At 68.0% G+C, this 21,706-nt stretch carries 20 protein-coding genes; 15 read left to right on the forward strand and 5 right to left on the reverse strand.

Going from position 1 to position 21,706, the window contains the following annotated elements; translation table 11 throughout:
• Positions 1-55: 55 nt before the first annotated feature.
• The 3 genes from MYA_RS02690 to MYA_RS02700 all read left to right on the forward strand — a co-directional run bounded on the left by MYA_RS02690 (position 56) and on the right by MYA_RS02700 (position 3,744).
• Positions 56-2,356, forward strand: a complete 2,301-nt coding sequence (locus MYA_RS02690) for an NADP-dependent malic enzyme (RefSeq protein WP_014722431.1) — start codon at positions 56-58, stop codon at positions 2,354-2,356.
• 376 nt (positions 2,357-2,732) lie between these two features.
• Positions 2,733-3,164 (forward strand): ribonuclease, encoded by a 432-nt coding sequence (locus MYA_RS02695; protein ID WP_011883245.1) that lies wholly within the window; start codon positions 2,733-2,735, stop codon positions 3,162-3,164.
• A 16-nt stretch (positions 3,165-3,180) separates the two neighbouring features.
• The gene (locus MYA_RS02700) at positions 3,181-3,744 is read left to right on the forward strand and encodes a barstar family protein (RefSeq protein ID WP_011883246.1); all 564 of its coding nucleotides are present in this window, start codon (positions 3,181-3,183) and stop codon (positions 3,742-3,744) included.
• Between the two features lie 162 nt (positions 3,745-3,906).
• Here MYA_RS02700 and MYA_RS02705 read toward each other — a convergent pair whose 3' ends face one another.
• The 3 genes from MYA_RS02705 to speE all read right to left on the reverse strand — a co-directional run bounded on the left by MYA_RS02705 (position 3,907) and on the right by speE (position 6,099).
• Positions 3,907-4,674, reverse strand: coding sequence for a 16S rRNA (uracil(1498)-N(3))-methyltransferase (locus MYA_RS02705; RefSeq protein ID WP_011883247.1), 768 nt, complete (start codon positions 4,672-4,674; stop codon positions 3,907-3,909).
• 17 nt (positions 4,675-4,691) lie between these two features.
• Positions 4,692-5,108 carry a VOC family protein gene (locus MYA_RS02710; RefSeq protein ID WP_014722433.1) on the reverse strand — a complete coding sequence of 139 codons (417 nt, stop codon included), beginning with the start codon at positions 5,106-5,108 and terminating at the stop codon, positions 4,692-4,694.
• Between the two features lie 133 nt (positions 5,109-5,241).
• Complete coding sequence (speE, locus tag MYA_RS02715; RefSeq protein ID WP_011883249.1) at positions 5,242-6,099, reverse strand: polyamine aminopropyltransferase; 858 nt, start codon at positions 6,097-6,099, stop codon at positions 5,242-5,244.
• 214 nt (positions 6,100-6,313) lie between these two features.
• Here speE and tkt point away from each other — a divergent pair, with 214 nt between their 5' ends.
• Positions 6,314-8,386 (forward strand): transketolase, encoded by a 2,073-nt coding sequence (gene tkt, locus MYA_RS02720; RefSeq protein WP_014722434.1) that lies wholly within the window; start codon positions 6,314-6,316, stop codon positions 8,384-8,386.
• Positions 8,387-8,473: 87 nt separating this feature from the next.
• Positions 8,474-9,484 carry a type I glyceraldehyde-3-phosphate dehydrogenase gene (gap, locus tag MYA_RS02725; RefSeq protein ID WP_011883251.1) on the forward strand — a complete coding sequence of 337 codons (1,011 nt, stop codon included), beginning with the start codon at positions 8,474-8,476 and terminating at the stop codon, positions 9,482-9,484.
• A gap of 169 nt (positions 9,485-9,653) precedes the next feature.
• Here gap and MYA_RS02730 read toward each other — a convergent pair whose 3' ends face one another.
• Positions 9,654-10,376: a FadR/GntR family transcriptional regulator gene (locus tag MYA_RS02730; protein ID WP_014722435.1), complete on the reverse strand. Its 723-nt coding sequence runs from the start codon at positions 10,374-10,376 to the stop codon at positions 9,654-9,656.
• Positions 10,377-10,588: 212 nt separating this feature from the next.
• Between MYA_RS02730 and MYA_RS02735 the strand changes: the two genes are divergently transcribed.
• The 3 genes from MYA_RS02735 to MYA_RS02745 all read left to right on the forward strand — a co-directional run bounded on the left by MYA_RS02735 (position 10,589) and on the right by MYA_RS02745 (position 13,572).
• Positions 10,589-11,911: a C4-dicarboxylate transporter DctA gene (locus MYA_RS02735; protein WP_014722436.1), complete on the forward strand. Its 1,323-nt coding sequence runs from the start codon at positions 10,589-10,591 to the stop codon at positions 11,909-11,911.
• A gap of 108 nt (positions 11,912-12,019) precedes the next feature.
• Positions 12,020-13,027 carry an allantoicase gene (alc, locus tag MYA_RS02740; RefSeq protein WP_011883254.1) on the forward strand — a complete coding sequence of 336 codons (1,008 nt, stop codon included), beginning with the start codon at positions 12,020-12,022 and terminating at the stop codon, positions 13,025-13,027.
• A 14-nt stretch (positions 13,028-13,041) separates the two neighbouring features.
• Positions 13,042-13,572 (forward strand): ureidoglycolate lyase, encoded by a 531-nt coding sequence (locus MYA_RS02745; RefSeq protein WP_011883255.1) that lies wholly within the window; start codon positions 13,042-13,044, stop codon positions 13,570-13,572.
• Positions 13,573-13,666: 94 nt separating this feature from the next.
• On the opposite strand, the gene fur is transcribed toward MYA_RS02745, so the two are convergent.
• On the reverse strand, positions 13,667-14,095 hold the full coding sequence (gene fur, locus MYA_RS02750; RefSeq protein WP_011883256.1) for a ferric iron uptake transcriptional regulator: 429 nt from the start codon (positions 14,093-14,095) through the stop codon (positions 13,667-13,669).
• Between the two features lie 142 nt (positions 14,096-14,237).
• On the opposite strand from fur, the gene MYA_RS02755 reads away from it, so the two are divergent.
• From MYA_RS02755 to holA, 7 genes are all read left to right on the forward strand, one after another.
• Entirely contained in the window at positions 14,238-15,044 is an 807-nt protein-coding gene (locus MYA_RS02755) for an outer membrane protein assembly factor BamE (RefSeq protein WP_014722437.1), read from the forward strand.
• Between the two features lie 66 nt (positions 15,045-15,110).
• Complete coding sequence (gene dapB / locus MYA_RS02760) at positions 15,111-15,908, forward strand: 4-hydroxy-tetrahydrodipicolinate reductase (RefSeq protein WP_011883258.1); 798 nt, start codon at positions 15,111-15,113, stop codon at positions 15,906-15,908.
• 19 nt (positions 15,909-15,927) lie between these two features.
• Positions 15,928-16,623, forward strand: a complete 696-nt coding sequence (locus MYA_RS02765; RefSeq protein WP_011883259.1) for a MotA/TolQ/ExbB proton channel family protein — start codon at positions 15,928-15,930, stop codon at positions 16,621-16,623.
• A gap of 22 nt (positions 16,624-16,645) precedes the next feature.
• Complete coding sequence (locus MYA_RS02770; RefSeq protein WP_014722438.1) at positions 16,646-17,077, forward strand: ExbD/TolR family protein; 432 nt, start codon at positions 16,646-16,648, stop codon at positions 17,075-17,077.
• 281 nt (positions 17,078-17,358) lie between these two features.
• Positions 17,359-19,953, forward strand: coding sequence for a leucine--tRNA ligase (gene leuS / locus MYA_RS02775; RefSeq protein WP_014722439.1), 2,595 nt, complete (start codon positions 17,359-17,361; stop codon positions 19,951-19,953).
• 38 nt (positions 19,954-19,991) lie between these two features.
• Positions 19,992-20,546, forward strand: a complete 555-nt coding sequence (locus MYA_RS02780) for an LPS-assembly lipoprotein LptE (protein WP_014722440.1) — start codon at positions 19,992-19,994, stop codon at positions 20,544-20,546.
• An 18-nt stretch (positions 20,547-20,564) separates the two neighbouring features.
• Positions 20,565-21,659, forward strand: a complete 1,095-nt coding sequence (gene holA, locus MYA_RS02785; RefSeq protein WP_011883263.1) for a DNA polymerase III subunit delta — start codon at positions 20,565-20,567, stop codon at positions 21,657-21,659.
• The last annotated feature ends 47 nt before the right edge of the window (positions 21,660-21,706 follow it).

Here is a 21,706-nt window from a genome sequence, read left to right on the forward strand (position 1 = left end):
GATTGGCGCTACAATGCGGTGGAACAGTCATTCTAATCCGCCCGCCACGAGACACATGTCGACTCAAGCCTCCTCCAAAGCCAAGCTCCGCGAAGCCGCCCTCGACTATCACGAATTCCCGACGCCCGGGAAAATCGCGATCGCCCCCACCAAGCAGATGATCAACCAGCGCGACCTCGCGCTCGCGTATTCGCCCGGCGTCGCGTTCGCGTGCGAGGAGATCGTCGAGAACCCGCTGAACGCCGCGCGCTTCACCGCGCGCAGCAACCTGGTCGGCGTTGTCACGAACGGCACCGCGGTGCTCGGGCTCGGCAACATCGGCCCGCTCGCGTCGAAGCCGGTGATGGAAGGCAAGGCCGTGCTGTTCAAGAAGTTCGCGGGCATCGACGTGTTCGACATCGAACTGAACGAGTCGGACCCGCACAAGCTCGTCGACGTGATCGCCGCGCTCGAGCCGACCTTCGGCGGGATCAACCTCGAGGACATCAAGGCGCCCGACTGCTTCATCGTCGAGCGCGAAGCGCGCAAGCGGATGAAGATTCCGGTGTTCCACGACGACCAGCACGGCACCGCGATCGTCGTGGCCGCGGCCGTCACGAACGGCCTGAAGGTCGTCGGCAAGGACATCAAGAAGGTGAAGCTGGTCGCGTCGGGCGCCGGCGCGGCCGCGCTCGCGTGTCTCGATCTGCTGGTCGACATCGGCCTGCCGCTCGAGAACATCACGGTGACCGACCTAGCCGGCGTGGTGTACAAGGGCCGCGCCGAGCTGATGGACCCGGACAAGGAGCGGTTCGCGCGCGAAACCGACGCACGCACGCTCGCCGAGGTGATGGAAGGCGCCGACATCTTCCTCGGCCTGTCGGCCGGCGGCGTGCTGAAGCAGGAGATGGTGAAGGGCATGGCCGAACGGCCGATGATCCTCGCGCTCGCGAACCCGACGCCCGAGATCCTGCCCGAGCTCGCGCTCGAAGTGCGCCCGGACGCCGTGCTGGCCACGGGCCGCACCGACTATCCGAACCAGGTCAACAACGTGCTGTGCTTCCCGTTCATCTTCCGCGGCGCGCTCGACGTCGGCGCGACGACGATCACGCGCGAGATGGAGATTGCGGCGGTCAATGCGATCGCCGAGCTTGCGCAGCACGAGCAGAGCGACATCGTCGCGACCGCGTACGGGATCCAGGATCTGTCGTTCGGCCCCGAATACCTGATTCCGAAGCCGTTCGACCCGCGCCTGATCGTCAAGATCGCGCCGGCCGTCGCGCAGGCCGCGATGGACGGCGGCGTCGCGACGCGCCCGATCGAGGACATGGACGCGTACAAGCAGCATCTGCAGCAGTTCGTCTATCACAGCGGCACGACGATGAAGCCGATCTTCCAGATCGCGCGCGCCGCGCCCGGCGAGAAGAAGCGCGTCGTGTTCGCGGAGGGCGAGGAAGAGCGCGTGTTGCGCGCGGTTCAGATCATCGTCGACGAGAAGCTCGCGAAGCCGATCCTGATCGGCCGCCCGTCGGTGATCGAGCACCGTATCCAGCGCTACGGGCTGCGCCTGACGCCGGGCGCCGATTTCACCGTCGTCAACACCGAGCACGACGAGCGCTACCGCGACTTCTGGCAGACGTACTACAAGATGATGGCGCGCAAGGGCATCAGCGAGCAGCTCGCGCGTGTCGAGATGCGCCGCCGCACGACGCTGATCGGCTCGATGCTGGTGAAGAAGGGCGAAGCGGACGGGATGATCTGCGGCACGATCAGCACCACGCACCGCCACCTGCACTTCATCGACCAGGTGATCGGCAAGCGCCCGGGCTGCAGCGTCTACGCGGCGATGAACGGCCTCGTGCTGCCGGGCCGCCAGATTTTCCTGGTCGACACGCACGTGAACGTCGATCCGACCCCGGAGGAGCTGGCCGAGATCACGATCATGGCCGCCGAGGAAGTGCGCCGGTTCGGCATCGAGCCGAAGGTCGCGCTGCTGTCGCACTCCAATTTCGGGACGAGCAACGCGCCGTCAGCGCAGAAGATGCGCGATACGCTCGCGATCCTGCAGGAACGCGCGCCGGAGCTGAAGGTCGACGGCGAGATGCACGGCGACGTCGCGCTCGACGCGGCGCTGCGCAAGGAGATCCTGCCCGAATCGACGCTCGAGGGCGACGCGAACCTGCTGATCCTGCCGAACATCGATTCGGCGAACATCGCGTACAACCTGTTGAAGACGGCCGCCGGCAACAACATCGCGATCGGGCCGATCCTGCTGGGCGCCGCGCAGCCGGTGCACGTGCTGACCGAATCGGCGACCGTTCGCCGCATCGTCAACATGGCGGCGCTGCTGGTCGCCGACGTGAACGCGTCGCGCTGAGCCAACACGCGGGTGCCGCCCGGTCGAACCGGCGCGGCACAGCAGATGAAATTGTCAACAAAGGCAAAAAGAGGCGTGCCCGCAACGGGCACGCCGTCGGGTATCGCGCGAAGGCGCTTTCCCTAATCAACAACGGCATCTCTCCACTCCGGGTAATGAGCGTGGCAAGGAGGCAGATCTCGCCAGGTGACAGATGCCGCCGCCATTTTATCCTATGAAAGATAAAAGTGATGTGATTTAGGTAAAAAATGCCCGTTGCGGCGGGGCATCGGGCTTTCGGTTTCCAAACGAACATTGATTCGCGGGAACAATAGCGCTACGCTAACGCCTTTGGTTGGTCGTCAACTACTTGATTTAACAGCGGGAACCCTGGTTCATGGCACGCAAGTGGCTCCGCAACGGCGCGCTCGCGTCCGTCTTCGCGATGTTTGCGATGGGTATCGTCGGCGCGCCGACGGGCAGTCTGGTTTCCGCCGCATACGCACGGCAGGCCGCTTCGGCCGACGTGGCCGCAGCCGGGGTCGATACGGTCCCCGCGGCGCGTTTGCCGCGCGAGGCCGTGACCACGCTTGGCCTGATCGCCGACGGCGGCCCCTATCCTTACGAGAAGGACGGCGTCGTGTTCGGCAATCGCGAACGGATCCTGCCCAAGGCGAAGCGCGGCTACTACCACGAGTACACGGTCCCGACGCCGCGCGCGCGCAATCGCGGCGCGCGTCGGATCGTCTGTGGCGGGCCGCTGCGCCGGACCGACAACTGTTATTACACAGACGACCACTACAACAGTTTTAAACGTATTGTTGAATGACTTCGGGATGAACGGCATGAGCGACTCCATCTACGCGCACGATACGGCGGCGGCGGAACTGTTCGCGGCCGGCGACGGCAATCTGTTTCAGCGCGTGATGCAACTACACGCGGCGGCACAGGCCGGCGGCGCGCCTGAGCAACAGGCGGCCGAGCCCGGGCTTTCATCGAACGAGGAGCCTATGAGCCTTTTCACGACCGTCCGACCCAATCTCGTGCAGTCGATCCGCGCGTTCCGCGTGCAGGATCTCGCCGACGAAGCCGGTCGGCTCGGCCAGCATTTCCTGTATGCGTATTGCGGCGCCGCGCAGTCGAAGCAGGAAGTGATGGAGACGATCGCGACGTCGTTTCTGTTTCCAAAGCATTTCGGCAAGAACTACGACGCGCTGTACGACTGCCTGACCGACCTCGTCGCGAAGGCCGGCGCACAGCCCGGTTTCGTGATCGTCCTCGAAGGGCTGCCGATCGCGCAGAAGTTCGACAAGGAAGGGCGCGAGACGCTGCTCGACGTGTTCCGCGAGGCCGCGGAGTTCTGGGCCGAGCGCAAGGTCGCGTTCCGCGTGTTCTATTCGTTCGCGTAAGCGCAGGTGCGGCGGCCGCCTACGCGGCCCATCCTGCAGGAAGCCCGCGTCGAGCGGGCTTTTTTGCGTCCGCGCTCGCGCGGGCCGGGCGCAGCCGGTGCTCGATATGCGACTCGCCGAGAGTTCGGGGCCGCCGCTTGCCACGCGCGGCGGCCCGCCGCATCACCACCCGCCCCAGCGCGCGGCCAGCGCCGCGAGTACGGCCGCGCCGGCCGTTTCGGTGCGCAGCACGCGCGGGCCGAGCGACAGCGCGGTGAAGCCGTGCGCACGCGCCGCGTTTTCCTCGTCCGGCGACAACCCGCCTTCCGGCCCGATCAGCAGGGTGACCGTAGCCGCGGGCGGCTGATCCGGCAGCGACGCGAACGGAATGCTCGCGCGCGGCGACAGCAGCAGCCGCAACTCGCCGTCGGCCGGCGCCGCGGGCAGCGCGTCGAGCCACGCGCCGAACCCGCGCACCGCGGCGACCTCGGGCACGCGGTTGCGCCCGCACTGCTCGCACGATGCGCGCACGACGCCGCGCCAGTGCGCGACGCGCTTGTCCGCGCGCTCGCCCGACAGCTTCACGACGCCGCGCGCCGTCGTCAGCGGCACGACCGCCGCGACGCCGAGCTCGACGGCCTTCTCGATCACCCAGTCCATCTTGTCGCCGCCGGCGATGCCTTGCGCGAGCGTCACACGGTACGGCGGCTCGGCCTCGACCGGCTCGAACGCGTCGAGCTGCGCAAGCGCGTTGCGCTTGTCGATCTCGACGAGCTGCGCGCGGTACTGTCCGCCGCTGCCGTCGAACAGCACCAGCGCGTCGCCGGGCTCCAGCCGCAGCACCTGCGCGTGACGCGCGACGTCGGCCGGCAACGCGAGCGTCGCGCCGGCGCGCAGCGTCGCTTCGACGAAAAAGCGCGGCACGGCCGCGGTGGTGGTCGCCTCGTTCATCTCGATTGCGGCTCCGTTCATGGGCGCACCCGGCACGCGAGTGCCCAGCGGTAGCCGTCGAGATCCTCGATCTGCGCGAAGCGGTCGCCCCAGAACTGGTCCTGCGGCGCGCTCTGCGACTTCGCGCCCGCATCGAGCGCGCGCTGCCAGGTCGCGTCGACGTCGTCGACGTACAGATAGAACGACTGCGGCGCGGTCGCGTTCGCATGCTTCGGCGTGAGCGCGGTCGAGCCGAATGCGCCTTCGGGCGCGAACATCACGATCAGCTGATCGTGATAGGTCATCTCGACGTGCATGATCGCGCCGTCCTCGTCATGGACGTCGCGCAGCGCGAAACCGAATGCGGCCTTGAAGAAGTCGATGGCGGCGCGCGCGTTGCGCACGGCCAGATAAGGCGTCAACCAAGGCACGTTGGCCGGACGTGGATCGGTCATCAAATCTCCTGTGGAAAGGTCGTCGCGCGGGCGTTCGGCCGCATGCGGCCGCCGCGACGGGCGTTTACCGCGCCCGCCCGCTGCGCGCCGACGAGCGCGCGATCAACCGGCATCACGACGCGTTGCGCCAAGCTCAGCGGCGCCCGCCCAGTGTATCGCGCAGCGCGCGCGGCAGGGCAAAGAGGGCCGCATGAAGTCGCGCATCGTAGTAGCGCAATCCGTGCACGCGGCGGGCGGCGAGCCGCTCGTCGACGTCGTGTGCGAACAGCGCGGCCGCGTCGAGCGTGTCGCTCGCGATCGCCATCAGCCATTGGGAGCCGTACAGCGGCACGTGCGCGGACAGCGGGTCGACGAACGCGAAGCTCGCGCGCAGATCGTCGAGCAGCGCGGCGATGCGCGCCGCATGGAACAGCGGCGAGCCCAGATGCATCGACAGCGCGGCGCGCGGCGTCAGGATCCGCTTGAGCCGCGCGTAGAACTCGCGCGTATAGAGGCCGGCCGCCGGCGAGTCGGGCGGCGTGAGGTCGAACACGACGAGATCGAAATGCTCGACGGTCGACGCGACGAACTGCGCGGCGTCGCCGATCACGACCTCGACGCGCGGATCGTCGAGCGCGCCCTGGTGCACGTCGTCGAGATAGCGGCGCGCCATCCCGACCACTTCGTCGTCGAGTTCGGCGACGACGATCCGCTCGATGCACGCGTGCTTGAGCAACTGGCGCGCGGCGCCGCCGTCGCCGCCGCCGAGCACGAGCGCCTTCTTCGGGCACGGATGCGCGAGCGCGGCCGGGTGCGTCATGCACTCGTGGTACACGTATTCGTCGCCGACCGACGTCATCGGCCGGCCGTCGAGCGTGAACAGGCGGCCGAGCTGCGGGGTGTCCCACACTTCGATGTGCTGGTGCGGCGAGGCGACGTGCGCGAGCCGTCGCGCGTTGGGAAAGCCGTACGCGGCGTCGGGCGTGGGATGAAAAAGGAGGGTCGTGCTCACGGGGGGCGCGCGGGGCGGGCAGTTCCGACGCCTGAATTATAGGAGGCGCGCGGTTTGCCGGAAATGCGTGCCCGAACACGGAGCGCCGGCAGGGGAAATGTCGGCCCATCTGTTAAAATGCCGAGCTTTGCAGCCCCGTCCGTCGGCTCCGTCCGCTTCGCGTCCTTCAGGCGCCGCATCGCGCGCCGGGAACGTTCGACGCTCGAGCTTCCGGATGCCGCCGTGCTCCCGTTTCCTCGACTCGTTCTCCGGACTCGACATGACGACTTCGTCTCCCGCCTCCACCACTTTGATGGCCAACGCGATCCGTGCGCTCGCGATGGACGCCGTCCAGCAAGCGAACTCCGGCCACCCCGGCATGCCGATGGGCATGGCCGAAATCGGCGTGGCGCTGTGGTCGCGTCACCTCAAGCACAACCCGACGAACCCGCATTGGGCAGACCGCGACCGTTTCGTGCTGTCGAACGGCCATGGCTCGATGCTGCTGTACTCGCTGCTGCACCTGACCGGCTACGACCTGCCGATCGAAGAGCTGAAGAACTTCCGCCAGCTGCACTCCAAGACGCCGGGCCATCCGGAATACGGCATCACGCCGGGCGTCGAGACGACCACCGGCCCGCTCGGCCAGGGTCTCGCGAACGCCGTCGGGATGGCGCTCGGCGAAGCGCTGATGGCCGACGAGTTCAACCGTGACGGCGCGAAGATCGTCGACCACCACACCTACGTGTTCCTCGGCGATGGCTGCCTGATGGAAGGCATCTCGCACGAAGCCTGCTCGCTGGCCGGCACGCTGAAGCTGAACAAGCTGATCGCGCTGTACGACGACAACGGCATCTCGATCGACGGCGACGTCGTCAACTGGTTCCATGACGACACGCCGAAGCGCTTCGAGGCGTACGGCTGGAACGTGATCCCGAACGTGAACGGCCACGACGTCGACGCGGTCGACGCCGCGATCGCGAAGGCCAAGCTGTCGGACAAGCCGACGCTGATCTGCTGCAAGACGGTGATCGGCAAGGGCGCGGCCACCAAGGCGGGCGGCCACGACGTGCACGGCGCGGCGCTCGGCGCGGAAGAAATCGCGAAGACGCGCGCAGCCCTCGGCTGGACCTGGGAGCCGTTCGTGATTCCGCAGGAAGTCTATGCGGCATGGGACGCGAAGGACGCCGGCCAGCGCGCCGAAGCGGCTTGGAGCGACACGTTCGCGCAGTACCGCGCGAAGTACCCGGCCGAAGCAGCCGAATTCGAGCGCCGGATGGCCAACAAGCTGCCGGCCGACTGGGCCGAGAAGGCAGCGGCGATCGTCGCCGGCGCGAACCAGCGCGGCGAGACGGTCGCGACCCGCAAGGCGTCGCAGCAGGCGATCGAAGGGCTCGCCGCGGTGCTGCCGGAACTGCTCGGCGGCTCGGCCGACCTGACCGGCTCGAACCTGACCAACTGGAAGGCGTCGAAGGCGGTGCGCGCGAATCCGGAAGGCGCGGGCGTCGTGCTCGGCAACCACATCAACTACGGCGTGCGCGAATTCGGCATGAGCGCCGCGATCAACGGCCTCGCGCTGCACGGCGGCCACAAGCCGTTCGGCGGCACGTTCCTGACGTTCTCCGACTACAGCCGCAACGCGCTGCGCGTCGCGTCGCTGATGAAGGTGCCGTCGATCTTCGTGTTCACGCACGACTCGATCGGCCTCGGCGAAGACGGCCCGACGCACCAGTCGATCGAACACGTATCGAGCCTGCGCCTGATCCCGAACCACGACGTGTGGCGTCCGGCCGACACGGTCGAGACTGCCGTCGCATGGACCCACGCGGTCGCAGCCGACCGTCCGTCGAGCCTGATCTTCAGCCGCCAGAACCTCGCGTTCAACCCGCGTACCGATGCACAGATCGCGAACATCGAGAAGGGCGGCTACGTGCTGAAGGACTGGGATGACGAGATCGTCGCGCGCAAGATCATCCTGATCGCGACGGGCTCCGAAGTCGAACTCGCGATGAAGGCCGTCGAGCCGCTCGCACAGCAGGGCATCGCGGCGCGCGTCGTGTCGATGCCGTCGACCAACGTGTTCGACCGCCAGGACGCCGAGTACCGCGAGCGCGTGCTGCCGCACGGCGTGCGCCGCGTCGCGATCGAAGCGGGCGTGACCGGCTTCTGGCACAAGTACGTCGGCCTCGAAGGCGGCGTCGTCGGGATCGACACGTTCGGCGAATCGGCGCCGGCCGGCGTGCTGTTCAAGTACTTCGGCTTCACCGTCGAGCACGTGATCGAGACGGCGAAGGCCGTGCTGGCCTAAGAGCATTCGCGACGCGCGCGGCCGGCCGCGCGCGTCGCACCGTGAAGCTGCACGAAACGAATTTTTTCAGCCATCAGGAGATAGACCATGACGATCCGCGTCGCAATCAACGGCTACGGCCGTATCGGCCGCAACACGCTGCGCGCGTTTTATGAAAACGGCAAGAAGCACGATCTCGAGATCGTCGCGATCAACGATCTGGGCGATGCGAAGACGAACGCGCACCTGACCCAGTACGACACCGCGCACGGCAAGTTCCCGGGCGAAGTGTCGGTCGACGGCGACTACCTGGTCGTGAACGGCGACAAGATCCGCGTGCTCGCGAACCGCAACCCGGCAGAACTGCCGTGGGGCGAGCTGGGCGTCGACGTCGTGATGGAATGCACGGGCTTCTTCACGTCGAAGGAAAAGGCGAGCGCCCACCTGAAGGGCGGCGCGAAGAAGGTGATCATCTCGGCGCCGGGCGGCAAGGACGTCGACGCGACGATCGTCTACGGCGTGAACCACAACGTGCTGAAGGCCGAGCACACGGTCATCTCGAACGCATCGTGCACGACGAACTGCCTGGCGCCGCTCGTCAAGCCGCTGAACGACCAGATCGGCCTCGAAACCGGCCTGATGACGACGATCCACGCGTACACGAACGACCAGGTGCTGACGGACGTCTATCACGAAGACCTGCGCCGCGCGCGTTCGGCCACGCACAGCCAGATCCCGACCAAGACGGGCGCTGCTTCGGCGGTCGGCCTGGTGCTGCCGGAACTGAACGGCAAGCTCGACGGCTATGCGATCCGCGTCCCGACGATCAACGTGTCGATCGTCGACCTGTCGTTCATCGCGAAGCGCGACACGACGGTCGAGGAAGTCAACGCGATCATGAAGGAAGCTTCGGAAGGCGCGCTGAAGGGCATCCTCGGCTACAACGACGCACCGCTGGTGTCGATCGACTTCAACCACAACCCGGCTTCGTCGACGTTCGACGCAACGCTGACCAAGGTGTCGGGCCGTCTCGTCAAGGTGTCGAGCTGGTACGACAACGAGTGGGGTTTCTCGAATCGCATGCTCGATACGGCAGTCGCATTCGCGAACGCGAAGTAAGTCTGCGAATCGTGCGGCCGCGGCGACGCGGCCGGCGCGATGCACGAACCCGGCCCGGTTATTCGGCCGGGTTTTTTATTGTCCGGCGCTACATGAGCAGCGCGCCGAGCCGTTTCCCCGGCCCGCGAGCGCCAGGTGCGCGACTGCCATGCGACGCCCGCGCCGTGCGTCAACCGCCCGGCGTCGGAAAGAAGATCCCGGCACGGCGCGCAGCATTCGTGATGTGCGTCTCGATCGCATCGCCCGCCGCGGCCGCGTCGCGCGCGCTCAGCGCATCGACGATCGCGCGGTGCTCCTGCCACGTCGACAGCAGCAGCTCGCGCCGGTAGAACGGCATGCGCTGGCTTTCCTTCATGATGTCCGCGCTGCTGCGCAGCACCGACTCGATCGCCGCGTTGCCGGCGAGATGAATGATCCGCATGTGGAAGTCGAAGTCGAGGCGCGACGCTTCGTCGAGCTCGCTTTCGGTCAAGGCGACGTGCAGCTCGGCAAGGTTGTCCTCGAACCACGCGATGTCGTCGTCGGTGACGACGTGCGCGGCCATCCGCGCGGCGAAGCCTTCGAGCGCATAGCGCATCTGGTACGTGTCGGGCGGCGACGATTGCTCGGCGAACTGCCACGCATGCGCGGCGCTCGCCTGCGCGCTCTCCACATAGACGCCCTTGCCGGCGCGGATGCGCAGCATCCCGAGCGCCTCGAGCGTGGACAGCGCCTCGCGCAGCGACGCGCGGCTGATCTCCAGCTCCTCGGAGAGCTGACGCTGGGCCGGCAGCAGGCTGCCGACCGGATACACGCCTGCCTCGATCCGGTCGCGGATCGTCGCGATGGCGGCGTCGGTCACGGTGTGCGGAACGTTTTTCATGATCTGTGCAATGGCCGGTCTGACCGGCATTGTAATCCGCACGCGCGGCGCGCACGACGGCGCTACGGGTAAGCCACGACCCGTCGCGTTCCGGCCCCCGTCGTGCCGGGCTCGAAGCGCGGGAAATCCCTATTTTGTCCATCCTTGACGCGACTATATCGGCTTCCTACTATCCACCATAACAGCACTGGTCATACCAGTATGAACAGACGAAACTGCAACCGTTGGATCGGGAGAGCGCCGTGTCGAAATTCCTCAATTCGCTGTTTGGCCGGGTAGTCATCGCATTGATTCTCGGGGTGGCGCTCGGTGCGTTCTTCCCGCATTTCGCCGAGTCGCTGCGGCCGCTCGGCGACGGTTTCCTGAAGCTCATCAAGATGGTCATCGGCCCGATCGTGTTCTGCGTCGTGGTCAGCGGGATGGCCAACGCGGGCGACCTGAAGAAGGTCGGCCGGGTCGGCCTGAAGGCGGTCGTCTACTTCGAGGTGATGACGACGCTCGCGCTCGGCATCGGCCTCGTGCTCGCCTGGCTCACGCGCCCGGGCGTCGGGATGAACATCGACCTGCGCTCGCTCGACGCGGCGTCGCTGTCGACGTACGCGAAGAACGCCGAAAGCCTGAAGGACACGGCCGGCTACCTGATGAAGATCATCCCGGAGACCGCGATCGACGCCTTCGCGAAGGGCGACATCCTGCAGATCCTGGTGTTCGCGGTGCTGTTCGGCTCGGCGCTGTCGCTGCTCGGCGACAAGGCGCAGCGGGTGAACGGCCTGATCGACGAGCTGTCGCACGTGTTCTTCCGCATCATCGGCTTCATCATCAAGCTCGCGCCGCTCGGCGTGCTCGGCGCGATCGCGTTCACGACCGGCAAGTACGGCGTCGCGTCGCTCAAGCAGCTCGGCTACCTCGTCGCGGTGTTCTACCTGAGCTGCTTCGTGTTCGTCACGGTCGTGCTGGGCATCGTGATGCGCATCGCCGGCTTCTCGGTGTTCAAGCTGATCCGCTACCTGCGCGAGGAGCTGTCGATCGTGCTCGGCACGGCGTCGTCGGACGCGGTGTTGCCGCAGGTCATGAGCAAGCTCGAATACATGGGCATCAAGGATTCGACCGTCGGCCTCGTGATCCCGACCGGCTATTCGTTCAATCTCGACGGCTTCTCGATCTACCTGACGCTCGCCGTGCTGTTCATCGCGCAGGCCACCAACACGCCGCTGTCGACGCACGACCTGATCGTCGTGCTGCTCGTGTCGCTCGTCACGTCGAAGGGCGCGCACGGGATTCCGGGCTCGGCGATCGTGATCCTCGCGGCGACGCTGTCGGCGATTCCCGCGATTCCCGTGCTCGGCCTCGTGCTGATCCTGCCGGTCGACTGGTTCGTCGGCATCGCGCGCGCCGTGACCAACCTGATCGGCAACTGCGTCGCGACGGTCGTCGTTGCGGTCTGGGAGAACGACATCGACCGCGTGCGCGCCAAGCGCGTGCTGAACCGCGAGCTGTGCTACGTGCCGGCGGACGAGCAGGGCGCCGCCGCACCGGTGGCCGGCGATCAGGCGCACGCGCTCTGAGCCCCACGCGCGCGTCGCGGCTTCCCCGGCCGCGGCGCGCGAATTCCTTGCCCGCGGCCGGCGTGACGATCCGCCGGCCGCCGCCAAAATCAAGATAGTGGAGACGACATGGCAGCCCCCATCCTCGATCCGAATGCGCCGGCGTTCACGCGCCGCTACATGAACCTCGCCGATCCGCGTCTCGGCGCGCAGGCGCTGTTCGCCAGCGACGAGTTCTTCGCGCCGAAGGAGCGCATGCTGAACCCCGAGCCGGCCGTGTTCATTCCGGGCAAGTACGACGACCACGGCAAGTGGATGGACGGCTGGGAAACGCGCCGCAAGCGCACGACCGGCCACGATTTCTGCGTGATCCGGCTCGCGCGGCCGGGCGTGGTCCACGGCGTCGATCTGGACACCAGCCACTTCACCGGCAACTTTCCGCCGGCCGCGTCGATCGACGCGTGCAGCGTCGACGGCGACACGCCGCCCGACGACGCCGCATGGCGCACGATCGTCCCCGCGACGACGCTGCAGGGCAACGCGCACCACTACGTGAGCGTGAGCGACGCGCAGCCGGTCACGCATCTGCGCGTGAACCTGTATCCGGACGGCGGCCTCGCGCGGCTGCGCGTGTACGGTCAGCCGCAGCGCGACTGGCACGACGTGGCGGCCGGCGAACTCGTCGATCTGGCCGCGATCGAGAACGGCGGCTACCTGGTGGCGGCGAACAACCAGCACTTCGGTGCGGCGTCGCAGATGCTGATGCCGGGGCGCGGCGCGAACATGGGCGACGGCTGGGAAACGCGGCGCCGCCGCGAGCCCGGCAACGACTGGGCGATCGTCGCGCTCGCGCGGCCGGGCGTCATCCGGCGCGTCGACGTCGATACGGCATTCTTCAAAGGCAACTTCCCGGACCGCTGTTCGCTGCAGGCGGCGCGCGTCGCGGGCGGCACCGACGATTCGCTCGTCACGCAGGCGATGTTCTGGGCCGAACTGCTCGGCGAGCAGAAGCTCCAGATGGACCGCGTGCACACGTTCGACCAGCTGGCGGCGCTCGGCCCCGTCACGCACGTGCGCTTCAACATCTTCCCGGACGGCGGCGTGTCGCGGCTGCGTCTGTGGGGCGAACCGGCCTGACGGAGGGCATCGGCATGAGCGGACCCCGCATCCTGCGCGCGCAGCCCCTGACCCGCGACGCGTTCGCGCCGTTCGGCGACGTGATCGCGCTCGAAGGCGCGCGGCACTTCCCGATCAACGGCGGTACGACCGAGCGCTTCCACGATCTCGCGACCATCGACGTCTGCGCGGACGGCGGCCGGCCGCTCGTCAGCGTGTTTCGCGCGCAGCCGCGCGCGCTGCCCGTCGCGCTGACGCTGATGGAGCGCCATCCGCACGGCAGCCAGGCATTCATCCCGCTCGCCGCGGTCGCGCGCTATGCGATCGTCGTCGCGCCGGCCGGCGAATTCCGGCCCGACGCGATGCGCGCGTTCGTCGCCGAGGGCTGGCAGGGCGTGAACTACGCAAAAGGTGTCTGGCACCATCCGCTGCTCGCGCTCGACGCGGTCAGTGACTTCGTGATCGTCGACCGCGGCGGCCCCCAGCCGAACTGCGACGAGATCGCGCTGGCCGACCCGTGGGTTCTCGAACTCGGGCTCGGCCCGGCGAGCGCGGGCGCGGCCTGACGCGGCGCCGGCCGGCGGCGACGCCAAAAACGACACGGCCCGGGCGGCGGGATGCCGGCCGGGCCGTCGCGCATGCGCGGACGAGCGCTCGGTCTCAGTGCTTGCGGTGCGGGCAGTTCTCCGTCGTGCAGGAGCCGTACATCGCGAGCGAATGCTCCTGCAGATGGAAGCCGCGTTCCTTCGCGATCGTCTGCTGGCGGCTTTCGATCTCGGCATCGAAGAATTCCTCGACGCGGCCGCAATCGAGGCACACGAGGTGATCGTGGTGGGAGCCTTCATTGAGCTCGAACACGGCCTTGCCCGATTCGAAGTTGCTGCGCGACAGCAGGCCGGCCTGCTCGAACTGCGTCAGCACGCGGTAAACGGTGGCGAGTCCGATGTCCAGCTGCTCGTTGAGCAGGTTGCGGTAGACGTCTTCGGCCGTCAGGTGACGCACCGGGCTTTGCTGGAAGATCTCGAGAATCTTGAGGCGCGGTAGGGTGGCCTTTAGCCCGATATTCTTGAGATCGGTCGGATTGGTCATGGCTAGGCATCCCTAGAGTACAATGCAGGGCTTCAATGTTACCGGCTTTTGGCCGTTCCAGAAACACGCGCGGCCCGCGGGGCGGGCCAGCTCGGTGACGGAAATGTTCCCGGAATCTCTTTCGCACTTTCAGAGGAGTCGCATGCGGAGTGCCATCATCGCTGCCGCCGCCGTTGCCGCGCTGGCGGGTTGTTCGTCGTACGACAGCGTGACGCAGCGCATCGCGCAGAGCATCACGCCCTATCGGATCACGGTTGTGCAGGGCAACTTCGTGTCGCAGGAGAAGGCCGCTCAACTGCAGGCCGGCATGACGCGCGAACAGGTTCGCGCGCTGCTCGGCACGCCGCTGCTGTCGGACATGTTCCACGCCGATCGCTGGGATTACCTCTTTTACTTCAAGCGCGGCTCGACCTCCGTGGTCCAGCAGCGCGACCTCGTGCTGACGTTCGCGGGCGACCGCCTCGCCAGCTGGACGGGTGCGGATAACCTGCCGTCCGAGCTCGACCTGCTCGCCGATATCGACGGCGATCGCGGCGGCAAGAAGGCGAAGGCCGCTGCCGCGGCGAAGAAGGCGTCCGAAGCCGCCGCCGCTGCTGCCGCCGCCAGCGCCGCGCAGGCGAGCGCTGCCGCGAGCCCGGCCGCCGAGCCGGCGTCCGCCGCCGCGCTCGACCAGGATGCGAACGCGCAGGCCGCACGCGCGGCGAACCGCGCGACCAACCAGGTGTCGGGGCAGGGCGCGACGGCCCGTCGCTTCACGCCGGCCGCGCAGGCCTCGGGCGGCGCGCCGGTGCCGGGCGGCCAGCCGCCGGGCGCGGCGCCGGCGATCCAGCCGCAGTTCCAGTTCCATCGTCCGCCGCAGCCGAACGTGTCGAACGACGCGTCGCCGCCGGTCGGCCCGCAGGGCGCGGACAACCTGCAGAACCAGCCGCTCACCGCGCCGGCCCAGTAAGCGGCCCGCGTGCGGAATCGGGGGCGGCAGGCGCCGCCCGCCTTTAGACCTGTCGTGTAGAAAGCCATGAAGATTGCGATTGCCGGTGCATCGGGCCGTATGGGCCGGATGCTGATCGAAGCCGTTCTCAACGATGCCGACGCGCAGCTCGTCGGCGCACTCGACCGCGCCGGGTCGCCGTTTCTCGGCCAGGACGCGGGCGCGTTCGTCGGCAAGGACACCGGCATCAAGCTGACCGACGATCTCGACGCGGTGTTCGCGCAGGCCGATTACCTGATCGACTTCACGCGCCCCGAGGGCACGATCGCCCACATCGAGGCCGCGCTACGCCACGACGTGAAGCTCGTGATCGGCACGACCGGCTTCACGGCCGAGCAGAAGGCGCAGCTGCAGGCTGCGGCGGCGAAGCTCGGCATCGTGTTCGCGGCGAACATGAGCGTCGGCGTGAACGTCACGCTGAAGCTGCTCGAATTCGCGGCGCAGCACTTCTCGCACGGCTACGACATCGAGATCATCGAGGCGCACCACCGTCACAAGGTCGACGCGCCGTCGGGCACCGCGCTGATGATGGGCGAGGCGGTGGCCGGCGCGCTCGGCCGCTCGCTCGACGACTGCGCGGTGTACGGCCGCCACGGCGTGACCGGCGAACGCGATCCGTCGTCGATCGGTTTCGCGGCGGTGCGCGGCGGCGACATCGTCGGCGATCACACCGTATTGTTCGCCGGCATCGGCGAACGGATCGAAATCACGCACAAGTCGTCGAGCCGCGTGTCGTACGCGCAGGGCGCGCTGCGTGCGGTCCGCTTCCTGTCGGCGCGCGGCGCCGGCCTGTTCGACATGCAGGACGTGCTCGGCCTGCGCTGATCCTCACGGGGAAACTCCGATGGCGATTCCCACCGGCGTTGTCCACTACCTCGAAAGCGGCGATGCGATCACGCACGCCGTCGCCTACGTGCTGCTGGCGATGTCCGTCGCCAGCTGGTGCTTCCTGCTCGTCAAATCGTGGCTGCTGGTCCGCGCGAAGCGGCAGGGGCCGCGCGCGCTCGCCGCGTTTTGGCGGGCGGCGTCGCTCGACGCGGGCATCGCCGCGCTCGCCGGCGCCGATCGCGAGCGCGTGTTCGTGCCGCTCGCCGAAGCCGCGCGCGATGCGGCCGACGAACACGATCCCGCCGCGCTGGCCGCGCGCGTCGAGCGCGGCGAACGCGTGTTGCGCGCGCTGCGTCACGCGATGCTGCGCTCGCAGCGGCGCCTCGAGTTCGGCCAGGTGCTGCTCGCGTCGATCGGCAGCACCGCGCCGTTCGTCGGGCTGCTCGGCACCGTGTGGGGCATCTACCATGCGCTCGGCAGCATCGCCGTGAGCGGGCAGGCGCAGATCGAGAACGTCGCGGGGCCGGTCGGCGAGGCGCTGATCATGACCGCGTTCGGGCTCGTCGTCGCGATCCCCGCGGTGCTCGCGTACAACATCCTCGGGCGGCTGGTGCGCCAGCTCACCGAGGAACTCGACGGCTTCGCGCGCGACCTGCACGTGTTCGTGTGCGCGCAACCCGTGCAGCCGGCCCAACCCGCCCAACCCGCATAACCCGCGGCCCGGAGGAACGACCATGGCATTCGGCGGGCTGGAGCACCACAAGACGTCCGCGCCGATGGCGGAGATCAACATGACGCCGCTGATCGACGTGATGCTCGTGCTGCTCGTCATCTTCATCATCACCGCGCCGCTGATGACGCACGCGATCCGGCTCGACCTGCCGAAGGTCGCGGCCGGCGTCGCGCGCGATACGCCGCAGTCGGTCACGTTGTCGATCGACGACGCCGGCAAGCTCTACTGGGACGACACGCCCGTCACGCTCGACGCGCTGCCCGCGCGCCTGCGGGCGGCGGCGGCCACCGCCGCGCCGCCCGAGTTGCGGCTGCGCGCGTCGCGCGCGACCCGCTATGACGTGATCGCGCAGGTGATGGGCGCCGCGCAGGCCGCGGGCCTGACGCGGATCGGCTTCGTCACCGACCTGCCGCCGGCGGGCGCCAAACCCTGAGCGGCGTGCGTCGCATGCACGCGCTCCGCACAAGAATGCATGCCGGCCCGCGACACCGGCCGTACCGGCCGTCACGGACGGTATAATCGTCGTTTCCGCCCGGTCGGCAGGGTTTCGCCGGGTAACCCGGAGCACCGCCGGGTTACCCGGCGAAGATCCGGCAACCACGATGCAGGCCCGCGACCCGTGTGCCTGCCGCCGCCGCCGGGCTGCCCGATTTCGTCCACTTCCGCGTGCCCGCCTGAATCGCGCGCCGCTTAAAGCCTAGTCCGAACCACACCATGCACGAGAGATACGTACCCGCCGACGTCGAAGCCGCCGCCCAGGGCGACTGGCGCGCAGCCGATGCCTACAAGACGAAGGAAGATTCGCAGAAGCCGAAGTTCTACTGCGTGTCGATGCTGCCGTATCCGTCCGGCAAGCTGCACATGGGTCACGTGCGCAACTACACGATCAACGACGTGATGTACCGCTATCTGCGGATGAACGGCTACAACACGCTGATGCCGATGGGCTGGGACGCGTTCGGGATGCCGGCCGAGAACGCCGCGATGGCCAACGGCGTGCCGCCCGCGAAGTGGACCTACGACAACATCGACTACATGAAGGGGCAGATGCAGTCGATGGGCCTCGCGATCGACTGGTCGCGCGAGATCGCGACGTGCAAGCCCGACTACTACAAGTGGAACCAGTGGCTGTTCCTGAAGATGCTCGAGAAGGGCATCGCGTACAAGAAGACGGGCACCGTGAACTGGGACCCGGTCGACCAGACCGTGCTCGCGAACGAGCAGGTGATCGACGGCCGCGGCTGGCGCTCGGGCGCGCTCGTCGAGAAGCGCGAAATCCCGATGTACTACCTGCGCATCACGCAATACGCGGATGAGCTGCTGAACGATCTCGACGGCCTCGGCTGGCCCGAGCGCGTGAAGATCATGCAGCAGAACTGGATCGGCAAGAGCTTCGGCGTGAACTTCGGGTTCCCGTACGAGCTCGACGGCGAGAAGGCGCTGCTGCGCGTGTTCACGACGCGCGCCGACACGATCATGGGCGTCACGTTCTGCGCGATCGCGGCCGAGCATCCGCTCGCGACGCGCCTCGCGCAGGGCAAGCCCGAGCTGCAGGCGTTCATCGACGAATGCAAGCGCGGCGGCGTCGCCGAAGCCGACGTCGCGACGATGGAGAAGAAGGGCATCGCGACGGGCTTCTCGGTCACGCACCCGCTGACCGGCGAGGCGGTCGAGGTCTGGATCGGCAACTACGTGCTGATGAGCTATGGCGAAGGCGCGGTGATGGGCGTGCCGGGCCACGACGAGCGCGATTTCGCGTTCGCGAAGAAATACGGGCTGCCGATCAAGCAGGTGATCGCCGCCGAAGGGCAGACGTACTCGCTGGACGCATGGCAGGAGTGGTACGGCGACAAGGACGCCGCGGTCTGCGTGAACAGCGGCAAGTACGACGGCCTGCGCTACACGGAAGCAGTCGACGCGGTCGCGGCCGACCTGAAGGCCGGCGGCTTCGGCGACAAGCAGGTGACCTGGCGCCTGCGCGACTGGGGCGTGTCGCGCCAGCGCTACTGGGGCACGCCGATTCCGATCATCCACTGCCCGTCGTGCGGCGACGTGCCGGTGCCCGAGCAGGATCTGCCGGTCGTGCTGCCGGAAGACCTCGTGCCGGACGGCACGGGCAACCCGCTCGCGAAGTCCGAGGCGTTCCTGAACTGCACGTGCCCGAAGTGCGGCGCGGCCGCGAAGCGCGAAACCGACACGATGGACACCTTCGTCGATTCGTCGTGGTACTTCTCGCGCTACACCGCGCCGGACGCCGACACGATGGTCGACGCGCGCACCGATTACTGGATGCCGATGGATCAGTACATCGGCGGCATCGAACACGCGATCCTGCACCTGCTGTATTCGCGCTTCTGGACCAAGGTGATGCGCGACCTCGGCCTCGTGAAGTTCGGCGAGCCGGCCAAGAACCTGCTCACGCAGGGGATGGTGCTCAACGAGACGTACTATCGCGAAGACGCGACCGGCAAGAAGACCTGGTACAACCCGGCCGACGTGACGGTCACGCACGACGACAAGGGCCGCCCGGTGGGCGCCACGCTGAACGCCGACGGCCAGCCGGTGGTGCTCGGCGGCATCGAGAAGATGTCGAAGTCGAAGAACAACGGCGTCGATCCGCAGGTGCTGATCGACCAGTACGGCGCCGACACCGCGCGCCTCTTTACGATGTTCGCCGCGCCGCCCGAGCAGCAGCTCGAGTGGTCGGGTGCGGGCGTCGAGGGCGCGAGCCGCTTCCTGCGCCGCGTGTGGAGCTTCGGCGCCGGCAACCGCGAGGCGCTCGCCGCGCGCGCGGGCTTCGACGCAGCGTCGCTGGGCGACGCCGACAAGGCGCTGCGCCGCGAAATCTACAGCGTGCTGAAGCAGGCCGACTTCGACTACCAGCGCCTGCAGTACAACACGGTCGTGTCGGCGGCGATGAAGATGCTGAACGCGATCGACGGCGCGAAGGGCGCGACGCCCGGCGTGCTGCGCGAGACGTACGGCGTGCTGCTGCGCGTGCTGTACCCGGTCGTGCCGCACGTCACGTTCGAACTGTGGAAGGCGCTCGGCTACGCGGACGAATTCGGCCCGCTGCTCGACGCACCGTGGCCGAAGGTCGACGAGGCCGCGCTCGAGCAGGCCGAGATCGAACTCGTGCTGCAGGTGAACGGCAAGGTGCGCGGCGCGCTGAAGGTCGCGAAGGATGCGACGCGCGACGCGATCGAAGCCGCGGCGGTGGCCGACGAAGCATTCGCGAAGTTCAGCGACGGCAAGCCGGCGAAGAAGATCGTCGTCGTGCCGGGCCGGCTCGTGAACATCGTCGTCTGACGGCCGCCGGCCGTCGGGTGCACACAGAAGGAGCGAAGGTGATCCGCAGATCGTTTTTGATGCTCGCCGCCGGCAGCGCGCTCGCGCTGTCGGCATGCGGTTTCCAGTTGCGCGGCCAGCAGAACTACGCGTTCAAGCACCTGCTGATCGCCGGCGCGCCGGCGCCGGTGCAGGCGCGCCTGGTGCGCCTCGTCGAGGCCGGCAGCGACACGAAGATCGTCAAGTCGCCGGACGACGCCGACGCGGTGCTGAGCATGTGGGAGTCGCGCGGCCAGAACACGCTGACGCTGAACAAGTACGGCTCGGCGCAGGAGTACGCGCTGTTCTACACGCTGAACTACACGCTGACGAGCAAGGACGGCACCGTGCTGATCCCGCCGAGCGCGATCGCGCTGAACCGCGCGATGACGTACAGCGATCAGTACACGAACGCGAAGGCCCAGGAAGCCGACATCCTGTACGCCGACATGCAGAACGATGCGGTCGACCAGCTGATGCGGCGTCTCGCGATCGTCCACTCGCTGACGCCGGCGCCGGAAGACGTGGTGCCGGGCGTGGCGCCGCGCGCGCCGCTGCCGCCGCCGCCGCTCTGATCTGCCGCGCACGCACCGATGCAATTGCGACTTGATGCGCTGGAGCCGCACCTCGCGAAGGGGATGGCCGGGCTCTACACCGTCTACGGCGACGAGCCGCTGCTCGCGCAGGAAGCGTGCGACCGCATTCGTGCGGCCGCGCGCGCGGCCGGCTTCACCGAGCGCTCGGTGCATACGGTCGAGCGCGGCTTCGACTGGAGCGTGCTGCTCGGCGCGACCCAGGCGATGTCGCTGTTCGGCGAGCGCCAGCTGATCGAGCTGCGTATTCCGTCGGGCAAGCCGGGCAAGGAAGGCGCCGACGCGCTGAAGACGCTCGCGGCGACGCCCAATCCGGACGCGCTGATGCTCGTCACGTTGCCGCGCCTCGACGCGGCCACGCAGAAGTCCGCCTGGTTCACCGCGCTGCAGAATGGCGGCGTCGCGCTGAAGATCGATCCGGTCGACCGTGCGCAGCTGCCGAACTGGATCGGCCAGCGCCTGTCGATGCAGGGCCAGCGCGTCGCGCCCGGCGAAGACGGCCGCCGCGCGCTGCAGTTCATCGCGGAGCGCGTCGAGGGCAACCTGCTCGCCGCGCATCAGGAAATCCAGAAGCTCGGGCTGCTGTATCCGCAAGGCGTGCTGGCGTTCGAGCAGGTGCACGACGCGGTGCTGAACGTCGCGCGCTACGACGTGTTCAAGCTGAACGAGGCGATGCTCGCCGGCGATGCCGCGCGGCTCGCGCGGATGATCGACGGCTTGAAAGGCGAGGGCGAGGCGATCGTGCTGGTGATGTGGGCCGTCGTCGAGGAACTGCGCACGCTGTTGCGGATCAAGCGCGGCGCGAGCGCCGGCAAGCCGCTCGCGACGCTGCTGCGCGAGAACCGAGTGTGGGGGCCGCGCGAGCGGCTGATCGCCCCGGCGCTGAACCGCGTGTCGGAAGCCATGCTCGAGAAGGCGCTCGCGTTCGCCGCGAAGCTCGACCGGCAGGTGAAGGGGCTGTCGGCCGTCACGCCCGGCCGCCGCACGCACGACGATCCGCCGCCCGACCCGTGGGACGGCCTGTTCCAGCTCGCGATGACGGTCGCGGGCGAGCGCGGCGAGCGACCGCCGACCGCGGGTCGCGTGCGGCGTTAAGCCCGCCCGGCGCGCTCAGCGTCCGTTCTGCAACCCGCTTACAATGC

This window comes from Burkholderia sp. KJ006, assembly GCF_000262695.1.
Lineage (GTDB): Bacteria > Pseudomonadota > Gammaproteobacteria > Burkholderiales > Burkholderiaceae > Burkholderia > Burkholderia vietnamiensis.